16 protein-coding genes are annotated in these 18003 nt (G+C 48.5%); 8 read left to right on the top strand and 8 right to left on the bottom strand.

Going from position 1 to position 18003, the window contains the following annotated elements; all coding sequences use genetic code 11:
* Positions 1–30: 30 nt before the first annotated feature.
* The 4 genes from RIF25_RS00630 to hemL form a co-directional block, all read right to left on the bottom strand.
* Entirely contained in the window at positions 31–627 is a 597-nt protein-coding gene (locus RIF25_RS00630) for a DUF4340 domain-containing protein (protein WP_322876638.1), read from the bottom strand.
* Between the two features lie 63 nt (positions 628–690).
* Positions 691–1914, bottom strand: coding sequence for an MFS transporter (locus tag RIF25_RS00625; RefSeq protein ID WP_322876637.1), 1224 nt, complete (start codon positions 1912–1914; stop codon positions 691–693).
* 133 nt (positions 1915–2047) lie between these two features.
* Positions 2048–2815, bottom strand: a complete 768-nt coding sequence (locus tag RIF25_RS00620) for an ABC transporter ATP-binding protein (protein ID WP_407682280.1) — start codon at positions 2813–2815, stop codon at positions 2048–2050.
* A gap of 123 nt (positions 2816–2938) precedes the next feature.
* Complete coding sequence (gene hemL / locus RIF25_RS00615; RefSeq protein WP_322876635.1) at positions 2939–4240, bottom strand: glutamate-1-semialdehyde 2,1-aminomutase; 1302 nt, start codon at positions 4238–4240, stop codon at positions 2939–2941.
* A gap of 382 nt (positions 4241–4622) precedes the next feature.
* Here hemL and RIF25_RS00610 point away from each other — a divergent pair, with 382 nt between their 5' ends.
* The 8 genes from RIF25_RS00610 to RIF25_RS00575 all read left to right on the top strand — a co-directional run bounded on the left by RIF25_RS00610 (position 4623) and on the right by RIF25_RS00575 (position 13797).
* Positions 4623–5627: an N-acetylmuramoyl-L-alanine amidase gene (locus tag RIF25_RS00610; protein ID WP_322876634.1), complete on the top strand. Its 1005-nt coding sequence runs from the start codon at positions 4623–4625 to the stop codon at positions 5625–5627.
* Positions 5628–5696: 69 nt separating this feature from the next.
* A complete protein-coding gene (gene glcD, locus RIF25_RS00605) occupies positions 5697–7160 on the top strand; it encodes a glycolate oxidase subunit GlcD (RefSeq protein ID WP_322876633.1) in 1464 nt (487 codons plus the stop codon).
* A gap of 529 nt (positions 7161–7689) precedes the next feature.
* The gene (locus RIF25_RS00600; protein ID WP_322876632.1) at positions 7690–9009 is read left to right on the top strand and encodes a CmpA/NrtA family ABC transporter substrate-binding protein; all 1320 of its coding nucleotides are present in this window, start codon (positions 7690–7692) and stop codon (positions 9007–9009) included.
* Positions 9010–9118: 109 nt separating this feature from the next.
* Complete coding sequence (ntrB, locus tag RIF25_RS00595) at positions 9119–9961, top strand: nitrate ABC transporter permease (RefSeq protein WP_322876631.1); 843 nt, start codon at positions 9119–9121, stop codon at positions 9959–9961.
* 52 nt (positions 9962–10013) lie between these two features.
* Positions 10014–11990 (top strand): ABC transporter ATP-binding/substrate-binding protein, encoded by a 1977-nt coding sequence (locus RIF25_RS00590; RefSeq protein ID WP_322876630.1) that lies wholly within the window; start codon positions 10014–10016, stop codon positions 11988–11990.
* Between the two features lie 29 nt (positions 11991–12019).
* Positions 12020–12862, top strand: a complete 843-nt coding sequence (locus RIF25_RS00585; protein WP_322876629.1) for a nitrate ABC transporter ATP-binding protein — start codon at positions 12020–12022, stop codon at positions 12860–12862.
* Positions 12863–13054: 192 nt separating this feature from the next.
* Positions 13055–13507 carry a DUF2103 domain-containing protein gene (locus RIF25_RS00580; protein ID WP_322876628.1) on the top strand — a complete coding sequence of 151 codons (453 nt, stop codon included), beginning with the start codon at positions 13055–13057 and terminating at the stop codon, positions 13505–13507.
* Positions 13507–13797: a hypothetical protein gene (locus tag RIF25_RS00575; RefSeq protein ID WP_322876627.1), complete on the top strand. Its 291-nt coding sequence runs from the start codon at positions 13507–13509 to the stop codon at positions 13795–13797. The genes RIF25_RS00580 and RIF25_RS00575 overlap by 1 nt, the downstream gene beginning before the upstream one ends.
* A gap of 44 nt (positions 13798–13841) precedes the next feature.
* Here RIF25_RS00575 and RIF25_RS17030 read toward each other — a convergent pair whose 3' ends face one another.
* The 4 genes from RIF25_RS17030 to RIF25_RS00560 all read right to left on the bottom strand — a co-directional run bounded on the left by RIF25_RS17030 (position 13842) and on the right by RIF25_RS00560 (position 17931).
* Positions 13842–14078 (bottom strand): DUF4351 domain-containing protein, encoded by a 237-nt coding sequence (locus RIF25_RS17030; RefSeq protein ID WP_407682265.1) that lies wholly within the window; start codon positions 14076–14078, stop codon positions 13842–13844.
* An 8-nt stretch (positions 14079–14086) separates the two neighbouring features.
* Positions 14087–14320 (bottom strand): hypothetical protein, encoded by a 234-nt coding sequence (locus tag RIF25_RS00570; protein ID WP_322876626.1) that lies wholly within the window; start codon positions 14318–14320, stop codon positions 14087–14089.
* Between the two features lie 531 nt (positions 14321–14851).
* On the bottom strand, positions 14852–15724 hold the full coding sequence (locus RIF25_RS00565; RefSeq protein ID WP_322876625.1) for a DUF2887 domain-containing protein: 873 nt from the start codon (positions 15722–15724) through the stop codon (positions 14852–14854).
* A 44-nt stretch (positions 15725–15768) separates the two neighbouring features.
* Complete coding sequence (locus RIF25_RS00560; RefSeq protein ID WP_322876624.1) at positions 15769–17931, bottom strand: ATP-binding protein; 2163 nt, start codon at positions 17929–17931, stop codon at positions 15769–15771.
* Positions 17932–18003 lie beyond the last annotated feature (72 nt).

Below are 18003 nucleotides of genomic sequence, written 5' to 3'. Positions count from 1 at the left end.
AATATTTAGCCAGATGGTGTTTGGAGTTTTTTAAGGCGGAGAAGGGGATGCTGAAGGCGTTGGAGTGGGTTGGGCTTTCCAGGCCTGTAAGGGTTTGTTGATAGCATCTAAGAATTGCAACGGGACAACAATAATGGTCAGTGGATCTGTGGGGATTATGGGCGGGTCGGCCTGGGCGTAAAGTTGATTCCGATCAAAGGTGAGGCCCCCCAAAACTAACCGATGGGTTCCCTGAGCCAGTGTTGAGATTTCAATCGTGGCTATAGGTTCGGCCAGGCCAAATTCATCGGCAGTCTGCAGGGGCACGGTAAGACTCTTTTCAGTTTTCGCTGTGGCAATTAAATTTAATAAAAAAACAACAGTTCCAGTTTCTGCCCTAGCGGCAACAGGTTCTAAAATCTGCCAGTCCCCCTGATCATCCCGCTCCAGCTTGAGGGCTTGCTCTCCCTGCTTAAGAACTAGGCCAGTAATTTGAGATTCTTGTAAATTAAAAACGGGCTTTGCGGAGGTGACGGCCTGTTCACTGGCAGGGGGGGGAAGCTTTTGTTGAAATAGGTATAAACTGCCACCGAGAATTGCCGCAGTTGCCACTAAGATTAAGGTTTTAGTCTGAATCCCCGTCCCCATAATCCTTAGAATACCCTGCGCTAGGAATCTTAAAAAGCTTTTTTGGAACGGTGTGGCAACAGATTAGTTCTCCATCGGCATGGGCAGAGCATAGGGATCGGGCCCCCGCCCCACGGCAAATCGGTAGGAGTCGGCCACTTTCAAACCACTGCCACTAAAAAATAGGCCCAAGGCTAAGATCGTAAAACCACCTCCACAGGCAAATAATGTCCTTAAGCCCCAATCTGCCGCCAAGGCCCCAATGATCGGCCCGGCAATGGCAATCCCAAAGTCAAAGCCCCCCATGGTTAAACTCAAAACTCGCCCCCGTTCATCGGGTTGAGACCGATCCGCCATCAAGGCCGACATCATCGGAATCAAAACACCGCCCCCAAACCCCTCTAAAAATCCAGCCACCAGTAAATCTGCCCCGGTCTGGGCCTGGGCCAATCCCACCATGGAAGCGGTATAGAACAGTAAACTTAGGCTAATAAAAACTCCCCGGCCCCACCGATCTGAAGCACTGCCGGTTGCCACCCGCCCAATAAAACTGGACAAAGCTGCTGCAGAGTAAAACAGGCCTGGGCTAAAGTCAATATTTTCTGCCTTGATAAACAGCGGGACAAAGGTGGAAAGAGTCCCAAAGGCTAACCCAACCAGTAACATTACTAGGGTGGGAATTCGTAACCGCGCCGCCCCTAATAGTCGCCAGAATAGGCCTGAGTTTTCAGCTTGGGCGGAGGATGGAGGGCATTCTCGAACATAGAGGATACAGACCAGGCCAGCCAGGCCAAATAACGTTGCGGCTAAAAAGACCCAACCATGGCCCGCCTCTGCTTCTAGCCAACTCCCTAAACTTGGGCCCAAAGCAACTCCCATGGGATGCACTAAACTTGTGTAGCCTAAAATCTGTCCCCGATGTTCCGGTGGGGCAATATCCACAATCAGGGCCACATACCCCGTGGTAAAAGCCGCAATACTAATGCCATGGATACCGCGCAGCGCAAACATGAGGGGCAAGGAATGAAAAAAGAAGAAATCCAGGAGATAGGTCAGGGGAGCCAACACCGCAACCCCCAAGCCAATCAACAGGACTCGCTTCCGGCCGTTGCGATCCGCCAACTTCCCCAACCAGGCCCGGGAGGCAATCAAACCAATGGCAAATCCACCCATGACAATTCCCACCTGATGAGGTGTTCCGCCCAAACTTTGGATGTAAAGGGGCAGTGTCGGCAGCGTGATCGCCAAACCTGACCAAAAGCAAAACCCAGCAACTAAAAGAATCCAGAGGGTTTTTTGTGATTTCATGAAGACCCGGATAAAACAGCAGAAGCAGCAATAAACAAGCGATTCTTAATAAAAGTTAACTACTTCCAGAGTAACGGGTCTGAAATATCTTGGCTAACCGTATCTTAAATAACAGCTAAATTCTGAAAACTTCTTACTCTCTGCAACTTTCCGAATGAATTTTGCCCTTGATTGGCGAACTTGGGGGTGTAATTTGCCCATCCTCCACATAAACCACCCGATCCGCAATATCCACAATGCGGGGATCGTGAGTCACCATCACCACCGTACACCCATCCTGTTTGGCCAGTTGTCCCAGAATTTCAATCACGCGCCGTCCACTTTGGGAGTCTAAGGCCGCAGTCGGTTCATCGGCCAAAATCAGCTTGGGATGGCCGGCTAAAGCTCTGGCAATGGCTACCCGTTGCTTTTGTCCCCCTGATAAGTCCTCAGGTAAATGATCCGCCCGTTCTGCCAGTCCCACCCGCTCAAGCAATTCCATAACCTGTGTTTTAGCCTGTTTACTGGGAACTCCCTTAAGCTGGAGTGCGACCCCAATATTCTCGGCAGCAGTCAGGGCCGGAAATAAATTAAAACCTTGAAAGATGAAACCAATATTTTGGAGCCGAAATTGGGCCAATTGCCGTTTGGGAAGACTGGTAATATCTTGGCCAAACAAGCGCACATGGCCGGCTGTGGGGGTCAGGATACCGGCCATAATCGAGAGAAGAGTGGTTTTGCCGGAACCGGAAGGCCCCATGAGCAGTTCAATATCCCCCGCTTTCACATCCAGATCGATGCCCTTAAGGACTGGGGTTGCCTGGTGGCCAGCATAGTAGGTCATCTCCAGACCCCGCACCGACAAAATAACATTCTGATGCACTGCTTCATGGTGGGGCGAGGGAAAGGCGATGGATTGCATAAAGGCCTGGTTCAGGATGGCAAAAAAAGGAAATAATGATGAGATCTGGCCTAAATTTAGCATCCTTCTTCAATCTCAAGACAATCCAATCATGGCTTTGAGGGGAATTGCACGACTTGGAACCTAGGTCAATTGGCTGAGAACCTCCTTGGCGGCGGCTAAGGTTTGGCTGACTTCGGCCTGGGAATGGGACAGGGAAGTAAACCCGGCTTCAAATTGAGAGGGGGCTAGATAAATACCCCGCTCTAACATCCCCCGATGAAAAGCACTGAATTTGGTCAGATCAGATTTTTTGGCCTCTTCATAGTTGTGTACTGGGCCATCCGTAAAGAACATCCCAAACATCCCACTAATATGCCCCCCACAGGCCGCGTGGCCACACTCTTGAGCTACCTGCACCAAGCCCCGAGCCAACTCACCAGTCACCTGATCCAAATACTCATAGGTTCCAGGGCGGCGGAGAATTTCCAGGGTTTTAATCCCAGCCGTCATGGCCAACGGATTCCCCGACAATGTCCCAGCTTGATAGACCGGCCCAGCAGGAGCAACCATGGACATAATCTCTTTGCGTCCCCCATAGGCTCCCACGGGTAACCCACCCCCAATCACCTTGCCGAGAGTTGTTAAATCTGGGGTAATCCCAAACTTCTCCTGCGCTCCCCCATAGGCAATCCGAAACCCCGTCATCACCTCATCAAAGACCAGCAAGGCCCCTGACTGTTGAGTAATTTCCCGCAAACCCGCTAAGAACCCGGCCTCAGGGACAATAAACCCCGCATTTCCAACCACAGGTTCTAAAATAACTCCAGCAATTTCCCCCGGATTTTGGACAAAGAGAGCCTTAACCGCTTCGAGATCGTTATAGGGGGCAGTGAGTGTAGCGGCAGTTGTGGCTTTGGGGACTCCAGGCGAATCAGGCAATCCGAGGGTGGCCACCCCAGAACCAGCTTTGACCAAAAACATATCGGCGTGGCCGTGGTAGCAGCCTTCAAACTTGATGATTTTTTCTCGCCCCGTAAACGCCCGCATCACCCGCAACACCGCCATACAGGCCTCGGTGCCAGAATTGACAAACCGCACCATTTCAATACTGGGAACGGCGGCAATCACCATCTCTGCCAAGATGTTTTCTAGAACACAGGGCGCGCCAAAACTGGTTCCTTTTTCTAAGGCTGCGTGGAGGGCCGTAATCACCTCGGGGTGGGCGTGACCAACAATGGCTGGGCCCCAGGTTCCCACATAGTCAATGTATTGGTTGCCATCCACATCCCAGATGTACGCGCCCTTTACATGATCAAAAACAATCGGCTGCCCCCCCACAGACTTAAAGGCCCGCACCGGAGAATTAACTCCTCCTGGCATCAGGTTTTGAGCAGCAGCAAAAATTTCGGCTGATTTAGTTGTGGTGTAAAGGGTACTAACCAAAATAAACTCCTTATCGCAAACACCATGATCTCAAACGGTTTAGCTCCCAGGCCCCGAGCAGTGATTCTTAGTGCTCAAACCTGACCGGGGAGACCTTTTATGAACGGACTAATGTTCTTATTCTGACATTCTCGGCCCCCTTGGCGGTATGACGACCAGCAGGCTCCCACATCATCTGCATGATTTCTAGGGTTGAACGTATTTTTATATATTCAGTCCAAAATTACTGGGACAGGATCATCGGCAGCTTTTCGGCCATGGGACTAGAGGAGATGCTGGCCGGTCGTGACTCAGGGTTAGGTTGGCCAGATTATTGTTCAGGCCAGGCAGGAAACTTTTTGGGCCTCAGGAGCGTTTAGGGGGCTGTGGTGAGGGGAGTGAGATGGGGCGATTAGTGCAAGCAATTCTTGGTTTCACTTGCCTGGGACTAAGTGGGTTAATTCCCCGCCCGGCCTGGGGCAATCAACTAGATTATTGGCGATTTAATGCCCCCATGAGTCGCCTCGAGATTGTGGCAGAGGGAACCACGCGCCCCCAAGTCCAGTTACTCAGTTATCCAACCCGCTTAGTCGTCGATCTGCCAGGAACCCGCTTTGGCCGACCCCTTGTCCAGCGAGCCATTGGTAACTTTGTCAAAGAAGTCCGGGTTGGGCAGTTTAACCCTAAAACAACGCGGCTGGTGATTGAATTGGGGCCAACCTATACCATGCGCCCCCAAGATATTAAAGTCCGTGGCCTGGCTCCCAATCGTTGGTTTGTCCAGTTACCCAAGTTTTTAGCCCTCGGTGAAGCTGCCGCTAGTCCAAACCCCGTCGCTATTCCTGTCCCAGATCCACCCCCCTATCCTCGGGCGCGGGTGGTGATTGCGGTGGATCCAGGCCATGGTGGGGGCGATCCAGGGGCAATTGGCATCAATGGTCTTCAGGAAAAAGTTGTCACCTTGGATATTTCCCAACGCTTAGCCCAGTCTCTCCAAAAACGGGGTGTCCAGGCCATCTTGACCCGGGCCAATGACCAAGAGCTAGACTTGGCCCCACGCGTCCTACGTGCCGAGCAAATCAAAGCTAGGGCCTTTGTCAGTATTCACGCCAATTCCCTCAGCTTGGCTCATCCAGAAGTCAATGGCCTGGAGACCTATTATTTTGCCAGTGGACTACCCTTGGCCCAAGCCATTCATCGGAGCATTCTCAGCCAAATTCAAATTCGCGACCGGGGGGTCAGACAGGCTCGTTTTTATGTTCTCCGTAAAACCTCAATGCCCGCTGTTTTGGTGGAAGTTGGGTTCTTAACCGGGCGGGAAGATGGAATTCGTTTAGCCCAATCCAACTATCGCCAAGCCATGGCCAATGCAATTGCTACAGGAATTATGCGCTATTTTCGCCTCTAGCTAAGTCGGCCCGTAAGACTAAGCTAAGGTAAATATAAGCTCTCCTACACAATTTTTAACTGTGGCTTTATGTTGACGCAAGTAACCCCTTGGCAAGCCATTACAACCGCCTTAACTGAAATTGTCGGGGCAGAGGGAATTGTCACCCGGTCTGAAGAGCTATTCGTCTATGAATGCGATGGCCTGGCCAGCTATCGTCAACAGCCAAAAATTGTGGTTTTACCCACCTCCACAGAGCAGGTAGCCGAGGTGGTCAAAGTCTGTGATCACTACCGGATTCCCTTTGTGGCCCGAGGCTCAGGCACTGGCTTATCGGGAGGAGCTTTACCTCATCTGGAGGGGGTGCTGATTGTCACTTCGCGGATGAATCAGGTTTTGGAAGTGGATCTGGAAAATCAGCGGGTTGTGGTCCAGCCTGGGGTGATTAATACTTGGGTGACGCAAGCGGTTACCAATCAGGGGTTGTTTTATGCCCCCGATCCCTCCAGTCAAATTATTTGTTCCGTGGGCGGCAATGTGGCCGAAAACTCGGGGGGAGTCCATTGTCTCAAATATGGAGTTACGACTAATCATGTCTTGGGCTTAACGGTGGTGTTGCCATCAGGGGATGTAATTCAGATCGGCAGTGCTTTACCAGAGGGGCCGGGTTATGACTTGACCGGGGTTTTTGTCGGTTCGGAAGGCACCCTGGGCATCGCCACGGAAATTACCTTACGGGTTTTACCCACCCCAGAAATGATTCAAGTTCTCTTGGCTGATTTCACGACCATTGACGCGGCGGCGGTGACGGTTTCCGACATTATTAAAGCTGGGATTATTCCGGCCGGTATGGAAATTATGGATAACTTGAGTATCAATGCGGTGGAAGATGTGGTTGCCACCCAATGTTATCCCCGCGATGCTGGAGCCGTTCTCTTAATTGAGGTGGATGGCCTGGCCGCAGAAGTGCCCTATCTCAGCCAGCGGGTGATGGAAATTTGTTCTCAAAATGGGGCGCGCCAGGTTCGGATTGCCGAGGATGTGACGGAACGACTGAAAATGTGGCAGGGCAGAAAAGCAGCGTTTGCGGCGGCTGGGCGACTCAGTCCTAATTATTTTGTCCAAGATGGAGTGATTCCCCGTACCCAACTGCCTTACGTCTTGCAGGAAATTAATGCTCTCAGTGAACAGTATGGCTATAAAATCGCTAACGTTTTTCATGCCGGTGATGGGAATCTCCATCCCTTGATTTTGTATAACGAAGCAATTCCGGGGCAACTGGAGGCTGTTGAAGAGTTAGGGGGGGAAATCCTCAAGCTTTGTGTGCGGGTGGGGGGAAGCATTTCTGGAGAACATGGCATTGGCTCTGATAAAAAATGTTTTATGCCAGAGATGTTTAGTCCGGCTGATCTAGAAATGATGGCCAGTTTACGGCGAGCCTTTGATCCCAAATTAATTGCCAACCCTGACAAGGTATTTCCCACTCCCAAAACCTGTGGGGAAGCGGCTCATAGTCAACGGTTTTTGGCCCAGGCCGGGGTAGAACTCTTTTGAAGTCTTGTACCTGGGAGCCGATCTAGGACAGCCAGAGCGGGAAGCCAATATCTATCCAGGGTTCTGAAGAATTTCCAGGATTTGAGTCCAGAGATGCTTGGCCTGGCGGTAGTGGCTATCGGGTGACAAACTGCTCTGAGAGCGTAGAAATATTAAAACACTGCCCATCAAGCGATTTTAGACTTGTCCCTGTCTCAGCCTAAATGAGTCATGCCATGGATGATGATGGTGCTTTTCTCGTCCCGCAGTTTTGATTTGAATCATAAGTAAAACTTATCTTTTTGTCCCCAGAGAGGCATAAGTTGACCATATAGATTGAATTACTAAATTGATTGATAACTTTCCATATTTAGTATTGTCTTTGTAACTGAACTAATCTATAAACAATACTATGGGTTTTTGTTCACTGTTTAGACCTGAATCGAGTCAGCGCGAATTTTGTCTAGACACAAACTAAGGAGTGTTGCCTGAGTCATTTTCTTGGCCTGGGCTAAATCAGCTTATCTTCTTTCTTTTATAAGGGTGACTTATGAATAGAGTCTCGCGTCGTAATTTTCTAGTGACCGCTACTTCCACAGCCGTTGGAGCCTTGGTTTTGAAGGGATGCACCACCGCCCCAGAAACTACCACTGCCTCTCCGAGTCCAACTGCGACAGGGGTTGAGGTGGACACCATTAAGCTGGGTTACTTACCCATTGTCGAGTCGGCCCCGCTCATCATTGCCAAGGAAAAAGGCTTTTTTGCCAAACATGGCTTACCCAATGCCGAGGTCTCCAAGCAAGCCAACTGGGCCAGTGCTCGGGATAATGTCGTGATTGGGGCAGCCGCCGGGGGAACAGATGGGGGCCAATGGCAAATGCCGATGCCTTACTTGCTCAATGAAGGCGCGATTACAACTAACAATCAAAAAGTGCCGATGGCGTTGCTGCTCAAGCTCAATACTCAGGGGAATGGGATTGCAATTTCTGGTGCCCAAAAAGGAAAAGGAGTTCACCTTAACATCAAAGACCCAAATTACATTAAAACTGGCCTGGGGCGGAAATTTAAGGCAGCGTTCACCTTTCCCAAGGCCAATCAGGATTTCTGGATTCGTTACTGGTTGGCAGCCAATGGGATTGATCCCGACAAAGATATTGAATTGCTAACGGTTCCCCCGGCTGAGACTGTCAAGGGGATGCAGAATGGGACAATGGATGCCTTTAGTACCGGGGATCCCTGGCCCTACCGGATTGTTAAGGAAGATATTGGCTTTATTGGGGCCTTGACGGCGCAGGTTTGGCCCTATCACCCAGAAGAATATCTGGCGATTCGGTCTGACTGGGTGGAGAAAAATCCTAATGCCACCAAGGCCCTTTTAAAAGCGGTTATGGAAGCTCAACAGTGGTGTGACGATTTCGCCAATCGGGATGAATTGGTCAAAATTGTTTCTCAGCGGCAATACTTTAATGCGCCTGTGGATGTGTTGTTGGCTCCTTATAAAGGGCAGTACGATATGGGCGATGGCCAGCCGAAAATCAATGATCCCAAAATGGCGGTGATGTACTGGAAAGACCCCAATGGCAACAGCATTTCCTTCCCCTACAAGAGCCATGATCTTTGGTTCCTGACTGAAAGCATTCGCTGGGGTTTCCATAAAGAGACGATTAAAGACTTAACCACGGCCCAAGCCCTGATTGATAAGGTGAATCGTTCGGATCTATGGCGAGAAGCGGCAAAAGAGTTAGGGGTTCCGGCCACTGATATTCCGACTACGGATTCCCGTGGGGTGGAGAAGTTCTTTGATGGGGTAGAGTTTGATCCTGCGAATCCCCAAAAATATCTTGACAGCCTCAAGATTAAGGCAGCTTAACCCCTCTTTTCACTTCTTTTAGATGTCTCCCAACTACAACTGTTTGCTCATCACTCCTCACTTTATTTCTTGATTTTATGACTCAACCTAAAATGAAAGGTATGTATTTATGGCAGTTAGTTTAGAACGCTCGAAGACTTCTTCAGGATTATCCAAGGGGTTGGCCAAGTTTTGGCAAAAGCAGGGCGGTAATATTGGTTTACCATTATTGGGATTATTTGGATTTCTACTAGCTTGGCAGGTTCTTTCTTGGACAAAGATACTGGCTTTGCCCGGCCCCATTGAGGTGTTGGCCAATGAGCGCAGTCGGTATTTAATTTTTCATCCTTTTTACTACAACAGTGATCTGGATCAAGGCCTGGCGCGGCAAACCTTTATTAGTCTGACTCGGGTGGCCCAAGGCTATTTCTTGGCCGCGATTGTTGGCATTACCTTGGGTATTGTTGTTGGCACAAGTCCAAATGTTAATAAAGCTCTTGATCCAATTTTCCAGTTTTTACGGATGGTCGCGCCCTTGGCCTGGGTACCAATTGCGTTGGCGGCTTTACGTCAAAATGAACCAGCAGCGATCTTCGTGATTTTCATTACCTCGATTTGGCCAATTTTAATTAATACAGCCGTGGGGGTGCGCGAAATTCCCCAAGATTATAAAAATGTGGCTCGTGTCCTCAAGATTTCCAAGCAAAAATTCTTTCTAAAAATTCTTATCCCCTCAGCCTTGCCCTATATTTTCACTGGATTACGGATTGCCATTGGCCTGGCCTGGTTAGCGATTATTGCGGCAGAAATTGTCATGTCCGGTGTGGCCGGAATTGGCTTCTTTATTTGGGATGCTTATCAACAAAACTATGTCACGGAAATTATTGTCGCTGTGGTCTATATCGGGGCAGTTGGTTTGGCCTTGGATCGCTTAGTGGCCTTTATTCAAACCAAAATTGCGCCTGGGAACTAAGGGACTTTAACCAGCGATTCTCAAGTAATTTCTAACAGGTGATGGTAATACTATGGGTGTTTTTGTTGCAGTTGATCAAGTCGAAAAGGTTTTTAATCTTACCAATGGCGGGCAATATCTGGCTCTCAAAGGAATTGATCTCCAAATTAAAAAGGGTGAGTTTATTTCCCTGATTGGGCATTCTGGTTGTGGTAAGTCAACGTTGCTGAATATGATTGCCGGCCTGGATTTACCCAGCGATGGGGTCGTTACCTTAGAAGGCCAGCGAATCAATCAACCTGGCCCCGACCGGATGGTAGTGTTTCAGAATTATTCACTGCTGCCTTGGTTAACAGTGCGGGAAAATATTGCCTTAGCGGTCGAGGAAGTCTTACCCCACATCCCCAAGGGTGAGCGGCGGCAAATCATTGAAACCAACATTGACTTGGTGGGCCTCCGCCACGCGGCCGATAAACCCCCAGGCCAGTTGTCCGGTGGCATGAAACAACGGGTGGCCATTGCGAGGGCCTTGGCAATCCGACCGAAATTGTTGCTGTTGGATGAACCCTTTGGGGCACTCGATGCCTTAACTCGGGGGAATTTGCAGGAACAACTGATGAAAATCTGCGAGGCCAACCACGTTACGGCCGTTATGGTCACCCATGATGTGGATGAGGCGGTGTTGCTTTCGGATCGGATTGTCATGCTCACCAACGGGCCGGGTTCCAAGATTGGCGGCATTTTAGAGGTGGATATCCCCAGGCCCCGCAAACGACTGGAGGTGGTGGATCATCCCAGTTACTACAGCCTTCGCAGTGAAGTCATCTATTTCCTTAACCAACAAAAACGGGTCAAGCAACTCCAGGCCCGCCGCAAACCCGCCATTGCCCGCCACGGCTTAGAAAAAATTAATCTGGAACTGGGCTTTTTGCCCTTGACGGCCTGTGCCCCGATCGCGGTGGCCCAAGAGAAAGGCTTTTTTACCAAGCATGGCCTGGATGAAGTCTCATTGGTGCGGGAAACCAGTTGGCGGGGAATTACCGATGGCATGAGTCGGGGGTATTTAGATGCGGCCCAAATGCCGGGGGGAATGCCAGTTTGGTTAACCGTTGGCGGCGAGAATAATCAACCCTTACCTGTGGTCAGTGCCTTAACCTTAACCCGCAATGGCAATGGGATTACGCTGTGTAAACGGTTTGCTGAACAGGGGATTAAAACCCTCAAGGATTTCCATCAATACCTGCTGCAATCGGCGGATCAACGGCACACCTTGGGCATGGTACATCCCTCTTCCATGCATAACTTGCTGTTGCGCTATTGGTTGGCAGCCGAGGGCATTCATCCCGATCACGATGTCACTTTGCAAACCATTCCCCCGGCCCAGATGGTGGCGAGTCTGCGTTCTAAAACCATTGATGGCTATTGCGTGGGAGATCCCTGGAATCGCCGGGCCGAACTGGAGGGGATTGGGTTTACGGTGGCAGGTGACTTGGATATTTATCCCGGCCATCCAGGGAAAGTGCTGGGCGTGCGAGAAGACTGGGCCATGGCCTATCCCAATACGCACATTGCCCTCGTCAAAGCCTTGCTTGATGCCTGTCAATACTGCGCCGACCCCAACCACAGCGAGGAAATTCGCCAAATTCTTAGCCAGAAGCAATATGTGGGGACCGACCCCGAGTACCTAGAGTTAGGGATGGAGCATTCTGACCAGGCCGTGCATCATCTTTTCTATGGCGATGGGGTCAACCGGCCCAGTCGGACGGAACACCTGTGGATGATGGCCCAAATGGCTCGCTGGGGAGATGTGCCGTTTCCGCGCAATTGGGTAGAAATTCTCGAGCGGGTCTGTCGGGTGAGTGTCTTTAGTACGGCGGCCCGAGAACTGGGCTTAATGGACATTAAATATCGTACCGGCCCGATTCAACTCTTTGATGGCACCGTCTTTAATGCCGATGACCCCATTGGTTATCTCAATGGCCTGGATATTAAGCATGAGATTTATATTGCTGAAGTCCCCCTCAATGCTCCCCAGGCCCTAGCAGCTTAGTGACGTTATTCACTATAGGAAAAAATATAATGTTGAATACTCAATCTCCCAACTCTGTGCCGTTACGTCTGCCCACCCAGGCCCCTGCTGACTTTCTGGTTCTAGAAAATGTCGCCAAGGTTTATCCCACCCCCAAAGGCCCCTATCCAGTTTTGCAAGATGTCAATTTGAGCGTTGCGGCCGGAGAATTTATTTGTCTGATTGGCCATTCCGGCTGTGGAAAAACGACCCTCTTGAATATGGTGTCGGGATTTGCCACCCCCAGTAGTGGTTATGTCACACTTCACGACCGCCCCATTACCGGGCCTGGCCCCGACCGGATGGTGGTGTTTCAAAACTATGCCCTCTTGCCGTGGTTAAGTGCCTTAGAGAACATCTATCTAGCGGTTGATTCGGTTTATCCCCGAAAATCTCGCCCGGAAAAAATGGCCATTGCTCGGGAACACTTGGCCCTTGTGGGTTTAACCGATGCCGCCGATAAATGTCCACCCCAACTGTCTGGGGGGATGAAGCAACGGGTTTCGATTGCTCGGGCTTTAGCAATTCGGCCAGAAGTGTTGATTTTGGATGAACCCTTTGGCGCGTTGGATGCGATTACCAAAGAAGAACTCCAAGAAGAACTGCTCAAAATTTGGAATGATCATCGCTGCACCGTGTTGATGATTACCCACGACATTGACGAAGCCCTGTTCTTGGCGGATCGCCTGGTGATGATGACCAATGGCCCCGCCGCCCAAATCGGTGAAGTCTTAACGATTCCATTTCCTCGGCCCCGGCAACGAGAACGGATTATGGAAGACCCAGAATTTTATCGCCTCCGCAACTATGCCCTCGACTTTCTCTACAATCGCTTTGCCCATGATGATGAGTAATTAAATCTGAGAGCCAGGGGCCTGCAATGTGCTATCAAGCTTGGATGATCACCTTACCAGGCCTCGTTCGTTAGTTAATTCTTGATTCAATTCCTAGGCCTGGAGGATGTATATCTTAGCGAAGATATCTGGAGATGTACTTAAAATGGTTGAAGTAGATAGACTAGGAGTAAGGTTTATGGGACAGTCATGATGCCTGATATCAAGACAAAGCTACACCCAACAGAATCAGAATCTAGTCAACTCTTAGATCAGGTATTGCAAAAGTTAGCTCTAACAAAAGAAATTAATGACATAACACTTGGGGTTCTATCGAGAGGGGTGAAAGATTCATTAACACTTACTTTGAGAGTCTCAGTACCAACCTCGTCTGGATTTAAAGTTGTGGCCCGTTTTGGTAAAAATGTCCGTGAAATTTATGTCAATACAGCCTTAACCCAGATGGAACTTAAAAAACTTGTTTCAGAAACCCTACGATTCACCCATGATCCTATTTCCCAAGATATTCCTATCGAGGAACAGTGGCTCTGGCAGAATCCCACGACATTAGCCATAGTCCAGGATGGTCTCAAACAAGCTCAAGTGGGTCACAGTCAATACCTTGGCGATTTCACACAATATGCTGATTTGGAGATTGAGGATTAGTGTCATTTCGCCTTGAATTTACCTTGTTAGCTGTTAGCACGTTAAATGATTTAGAAAAGACAAACCCACAAAAGCATCGTAAAGTCCTAAAAACCTTGGGCTTATTGTCAAAAAATCCACGTCACCCAGGCCTGAAAACTCACAAGTATCAAACTTTAACTGGCCCTAATGGAGAAGAGGTTTTTGAGGCTTATGTGGAAAATAAAACACCAGGTGCATTTAGAGTTTTTTGGTTTTATGGACCAGTTAGGAACACCATTACAGTTGTCGCCATTACGCCGCACCCATAATGTAATTTACTTAATCCGTACAAAAGGTTGAATCGAGTTCTAAGTCACTGAATGCAACACTTTCTCAACAGCAAGAACTTCCAGTCTATTGGCTTCATGTTAGGAAACAAGTCACCATAACAGAGGGAGATTAGGTTGCCCAATTTTCCGTAACTTCTTTGAGCTTTCTGTTGCTGGTGGGCCTGGAGTTCTGATAGGTTTTGAAATTCGAGCAGGGCCTGGGTCAATACTTCTAATTTTTCAGTGCTTAAAACCCTAATTTGACTTTTAATTAAAATCAAAAATATGGCTATTGGATAACTTCATCAAAATTAGTTTTATTTTGCTCATCGGCTTCTTTGTGGTTCCGCATTTCGGCTAGAAAATCATTCATGGATAGCTGATCAAGCCATTCATCGCGATCTTTGGTATAGTTCTGATAGCCAGGACTAAAGTGTTGAATAAACCGAATCGCATCAATCGCACCTAGAGAATGGATTAACGCTCTATATCCCTGATCAAGAACTTCATTTTGAGTTTTCATGGGTTACTTCCTCCAGTTGTGTTGTGTAAATGAGCCATTATAAAGGATTCTTAACATTAACACTGAGTCGTTCTAAATTCTGTTTAGCCCTCCGAAGTAAACGATCATCTGTCGTTAGAAAAACATCACATTGACTTCTTTCTGCACTGGCAATATGAGCCGCATCGTAAAATGTAAAGCTCAACTTAGTCAAATCTGCGATCCGCTTCTCTAAAGCAGCACTAGTTTGGACTTTAATGGTAGCGATTGAAAGAAGTTCCTGCACTTGTCCTAAGCGAGTTGAATTAGGAGTTAGCCCAATTTCGGCATCAAGAGCATTACTAGTGACCAGTTTCCATTCTCCGGCTTTGTACTGATTTAAGATGAGTAAAACCGCTTCTGTTTCTAGGTGAATTCTTTGCTGCGTTTAATCATCAAATGGCCGATTGAGACAACACACATCTAAGTAAATTCTGTAAGGGTTTCTCATGTACTCTTAGTTTAAATTTTCGATCTGGTTTTCTTAAGCCATAACCACACCCAGATAATCAACTAGAGAGAATTATTAAACCCTAACCAGGCCTGTAGCTCTGATATATTTTGAAATTCCAGCAGGGCTAAACTCAATGCTTCTAATTTTTCAGTGGTTAACGCTCTTACCTGAGTTTCTAGGGGTAGATCAATCTGTCCAAAACGATAGTTTAGAAGTCGAAGAATAATTTCAGCTTCTCCCTGCTGTTTTCCCAGTTGAGTCCCCCGCTGTTCTCCTAATTCTTCCCCAATCTTGAGAACGTCTTGATAAAACTGGGTGTGGCTTAAGTTTTCGGTTTGGATGCCTAACATTTTGCGAACTCCCTCCAGGCCAGCTTCTGGAAACTTACTTACCAATATAGCCTCAACCACATCTAGCCATTTTGGATAATCCGCTTCATGGGCGACCGATGCTAAAAGTTTCTGGGCGGCTGGCCCGGTAGTCGTAGCATTTAAGACTAGCAACTGCATCAAACTCAGGGTTGGGCTTAGATTTTCAGCTTCAAGCAAATCTTCAAGATAAAACCGTTGGACTTGCCCCTGTAATGGCTCAAAATAGGGTCTCTCATTCCCCAAGCGTTGACTTCTGGATGCCAAAATTAATAATCCCCGCCATGGCCGCTCCACTTGGTACTGATGCAAATAAACATAAACCTCAGCAAAGAAGCGTCCATAAAACTCTGAATCTGGCTGCATCTGGGCTTCGACAAACACCACAGGCTGCTCCAAAGTTGGCTCCAGGGGCGTAAACACACCATCAATCCGATATTCAGTTTCTTTCACCACCGGGGCAGCATAATCATATTCACAAGCGGGATCCAGGCCGGGGATCAGTTCACTCAACAGACGCGTCCGAAAAAGAAATATGGCGTAGAATAATTTATCCGTCTTCATTCCAACTCCATTTGCCTGAGTTTCGCCCAGGCCTGGGAGGCAATTTAAGGTTGACAGGGTAGCTCAATTGAAAATGTTGTGATGCCCTCTTCACTGGCTACGGTAATCTGACCATTGAGTTGCTCGACTAACTTTTTCACCAAGGCCAACCCCAGGCCAGTCCCACCTTGTTTCCAAGGATCGGCGTTGGGCACTCGATAAAACTTATCAAAGATTCGCGGTAACTCGCTTGTGGGAATTTCCGATTGATTGGTGACCCACAATTTGAGGCTTTTGGGGCCGGGTTGCGGCTCTAAAACTGAATCCTGAACAGCCACTCTCAGGCCAATCTCCCCTCGATCCGGTGTGTATTTACAAGCATTATTTAACAACTCGGCTAAAATCCGCTCTAAGCCATGACGATTTGTGGACAGGGGAGGTAAATTGGGGGGGCAAGAAAACATTAGCTGTTGCTGGCGTTGCTGCATTCGGCTCCGAAAAGGTTCGATAACAAGGGGGAGCCATTCTTTTAAGTCAATACGCTCCTGATTTACCGGGCCGGGCCGGGCTTCTAAACGTTGTAAATCCAAAAGATCATTAATCAAATCTGTTTCCCGAGTACATTCATTGGCCAGAATCTCTAAATAGCGAGCTTGTCGTGCTTCTAAGGGAAACTGCCGCAACATATGAATCGCCATTTTGATATTGGCCATTGGCGTGCGTAATTCATGGGAAACCGTACTTAAAAAGTCATCCTTGAGGGCATTCAGTTGCTCCAATTCCTGCATTTTTTGTAACAGTTCCGCCGTCCGTTCTGTCACCTGCTGCTCCAAATCGGCATTGAGTTCCTGTACCTGCTGATATAACAGGGCCTGATGAATTGCCAAGGCACATTGGTCTGCAATAATTTTAACCAAGCTCAGATCTTCTGTTGTCCAACTAGGACGATCATCTTGGGCAAATTTCTCAGGGACTAAACGTTGAGACGGGCGAGAATTAGCTTGGGTTTGAATCAGGGTAATATTGCCAAGGTAGCGATTGAGATAAATCAGGGGGGTAATCAAGAGGGTGTGTAAATTAAGGGCATTAAAATATGGCCCAAGATCTGCGGAAATTTCCGGTTGCCCTGACCACAGTAGCACCTGTTGCCCCAACTGTAATGGCTGCAAAAACTGTTGATAGCTGTCCTGATTGAGTTGCCTAATCTCAAGAGGTGGAGAGGTGCTTAAATGCCTGGCCTGGGCAATAATAAATATTTCAGTTTGATGGGGACTAATGAAACAATAGCTGGCCCCAAGAGCTTCTAAGAGTAAGTCGGCAGTGATTTGTAATACTTCCGTCACCACCATTGTTGTGCGCATGGCCTGGATAATTCGGTTAATCACCGCTTCCCGTTGGGCCTGCTGCCGGAGTTGTTCTTCGGCTCGTTTGCGATCGGTAATATCCGTCACATAGGTCCGAATCAACTCGCTTTCATAGATGTAATGAATGGACTGTTCATAGATGCGATCGCCAAGTTCTACTTCACGGATATTGACCTTTTCCCGCTGCTTACCGACACGAGTGGCTAACTCCTGTAACCCAATCAAAATCGGGTGCTGCATTCCCAAGGCCTGAATATTCTTAAATTCCATCACCGCTGCCGGGTTGGCATAGGTAATACTACCTTGAAGATCAATTTCAATAATGGGATTGGGGGTCAGTTCTGGATAGGAGGCCAACCGAACCAAGGCTGCCTCACTAAACTCAGCCAACTCCGCCGCTGTTGCCGAGGGCACCAGGGTTGAATAGGGGTTACTTGCTTTAGAAATAAATCCCAAAATATCAGAGTTTTCCCAGAAGCCATTAAACTCCTCATCGGTCATATTTTGGAAGGCAAAGTAGCGGGCTTTCACATCTCCAGCGAAAGAAATCATATCCCCATCTTGCAAGTCGTGGGAAAATTGTCGCTGCCCATTGATTAAAATCCCATTCGTACTCCGTTTACCTTGCAAGTCCCCATCCACCATCCGAAACAAATAGTTCGCGGAATCGGGAGCGGTGACCCGGAGCAAAATAGCGTGTTGGCGGGAGACCAGTTTGGAGGCAACAACAATTGAATTAGTCGGATCTCGGCCGATGGTGTAGGTTGCCGCTTCTAGGAGAATTGGCCGCCGCCCCTTGGCATCTTCCAAAACCAAAAGATGACGGACTTGTTGCAGTTGGGTCTCAACCGTGCCAACGGACATAGGCAAAAGAGAGTTAGTTGCTCTTAGTTTACAAAAGTCGGGCTGGCCTGGGGATATGAGAGCCGGTTGAAG

The sequence above is a fragment of the Pseudocalidococcus azoricus BACA0444 genome, assembly GCF_031729055.1.
GTDB lineage: Bacteria > Cyanobacteriota > Cyanobacteriia > Thermosynechococcales > Thermosynechococcaceae > Pseudocalidococcus > Pseudocalidococcus azoricus.
Note: the sequence above shows the minus strand (reverse complement) of the source record. Positions and strands in the feature narration are given on the sequence as shown.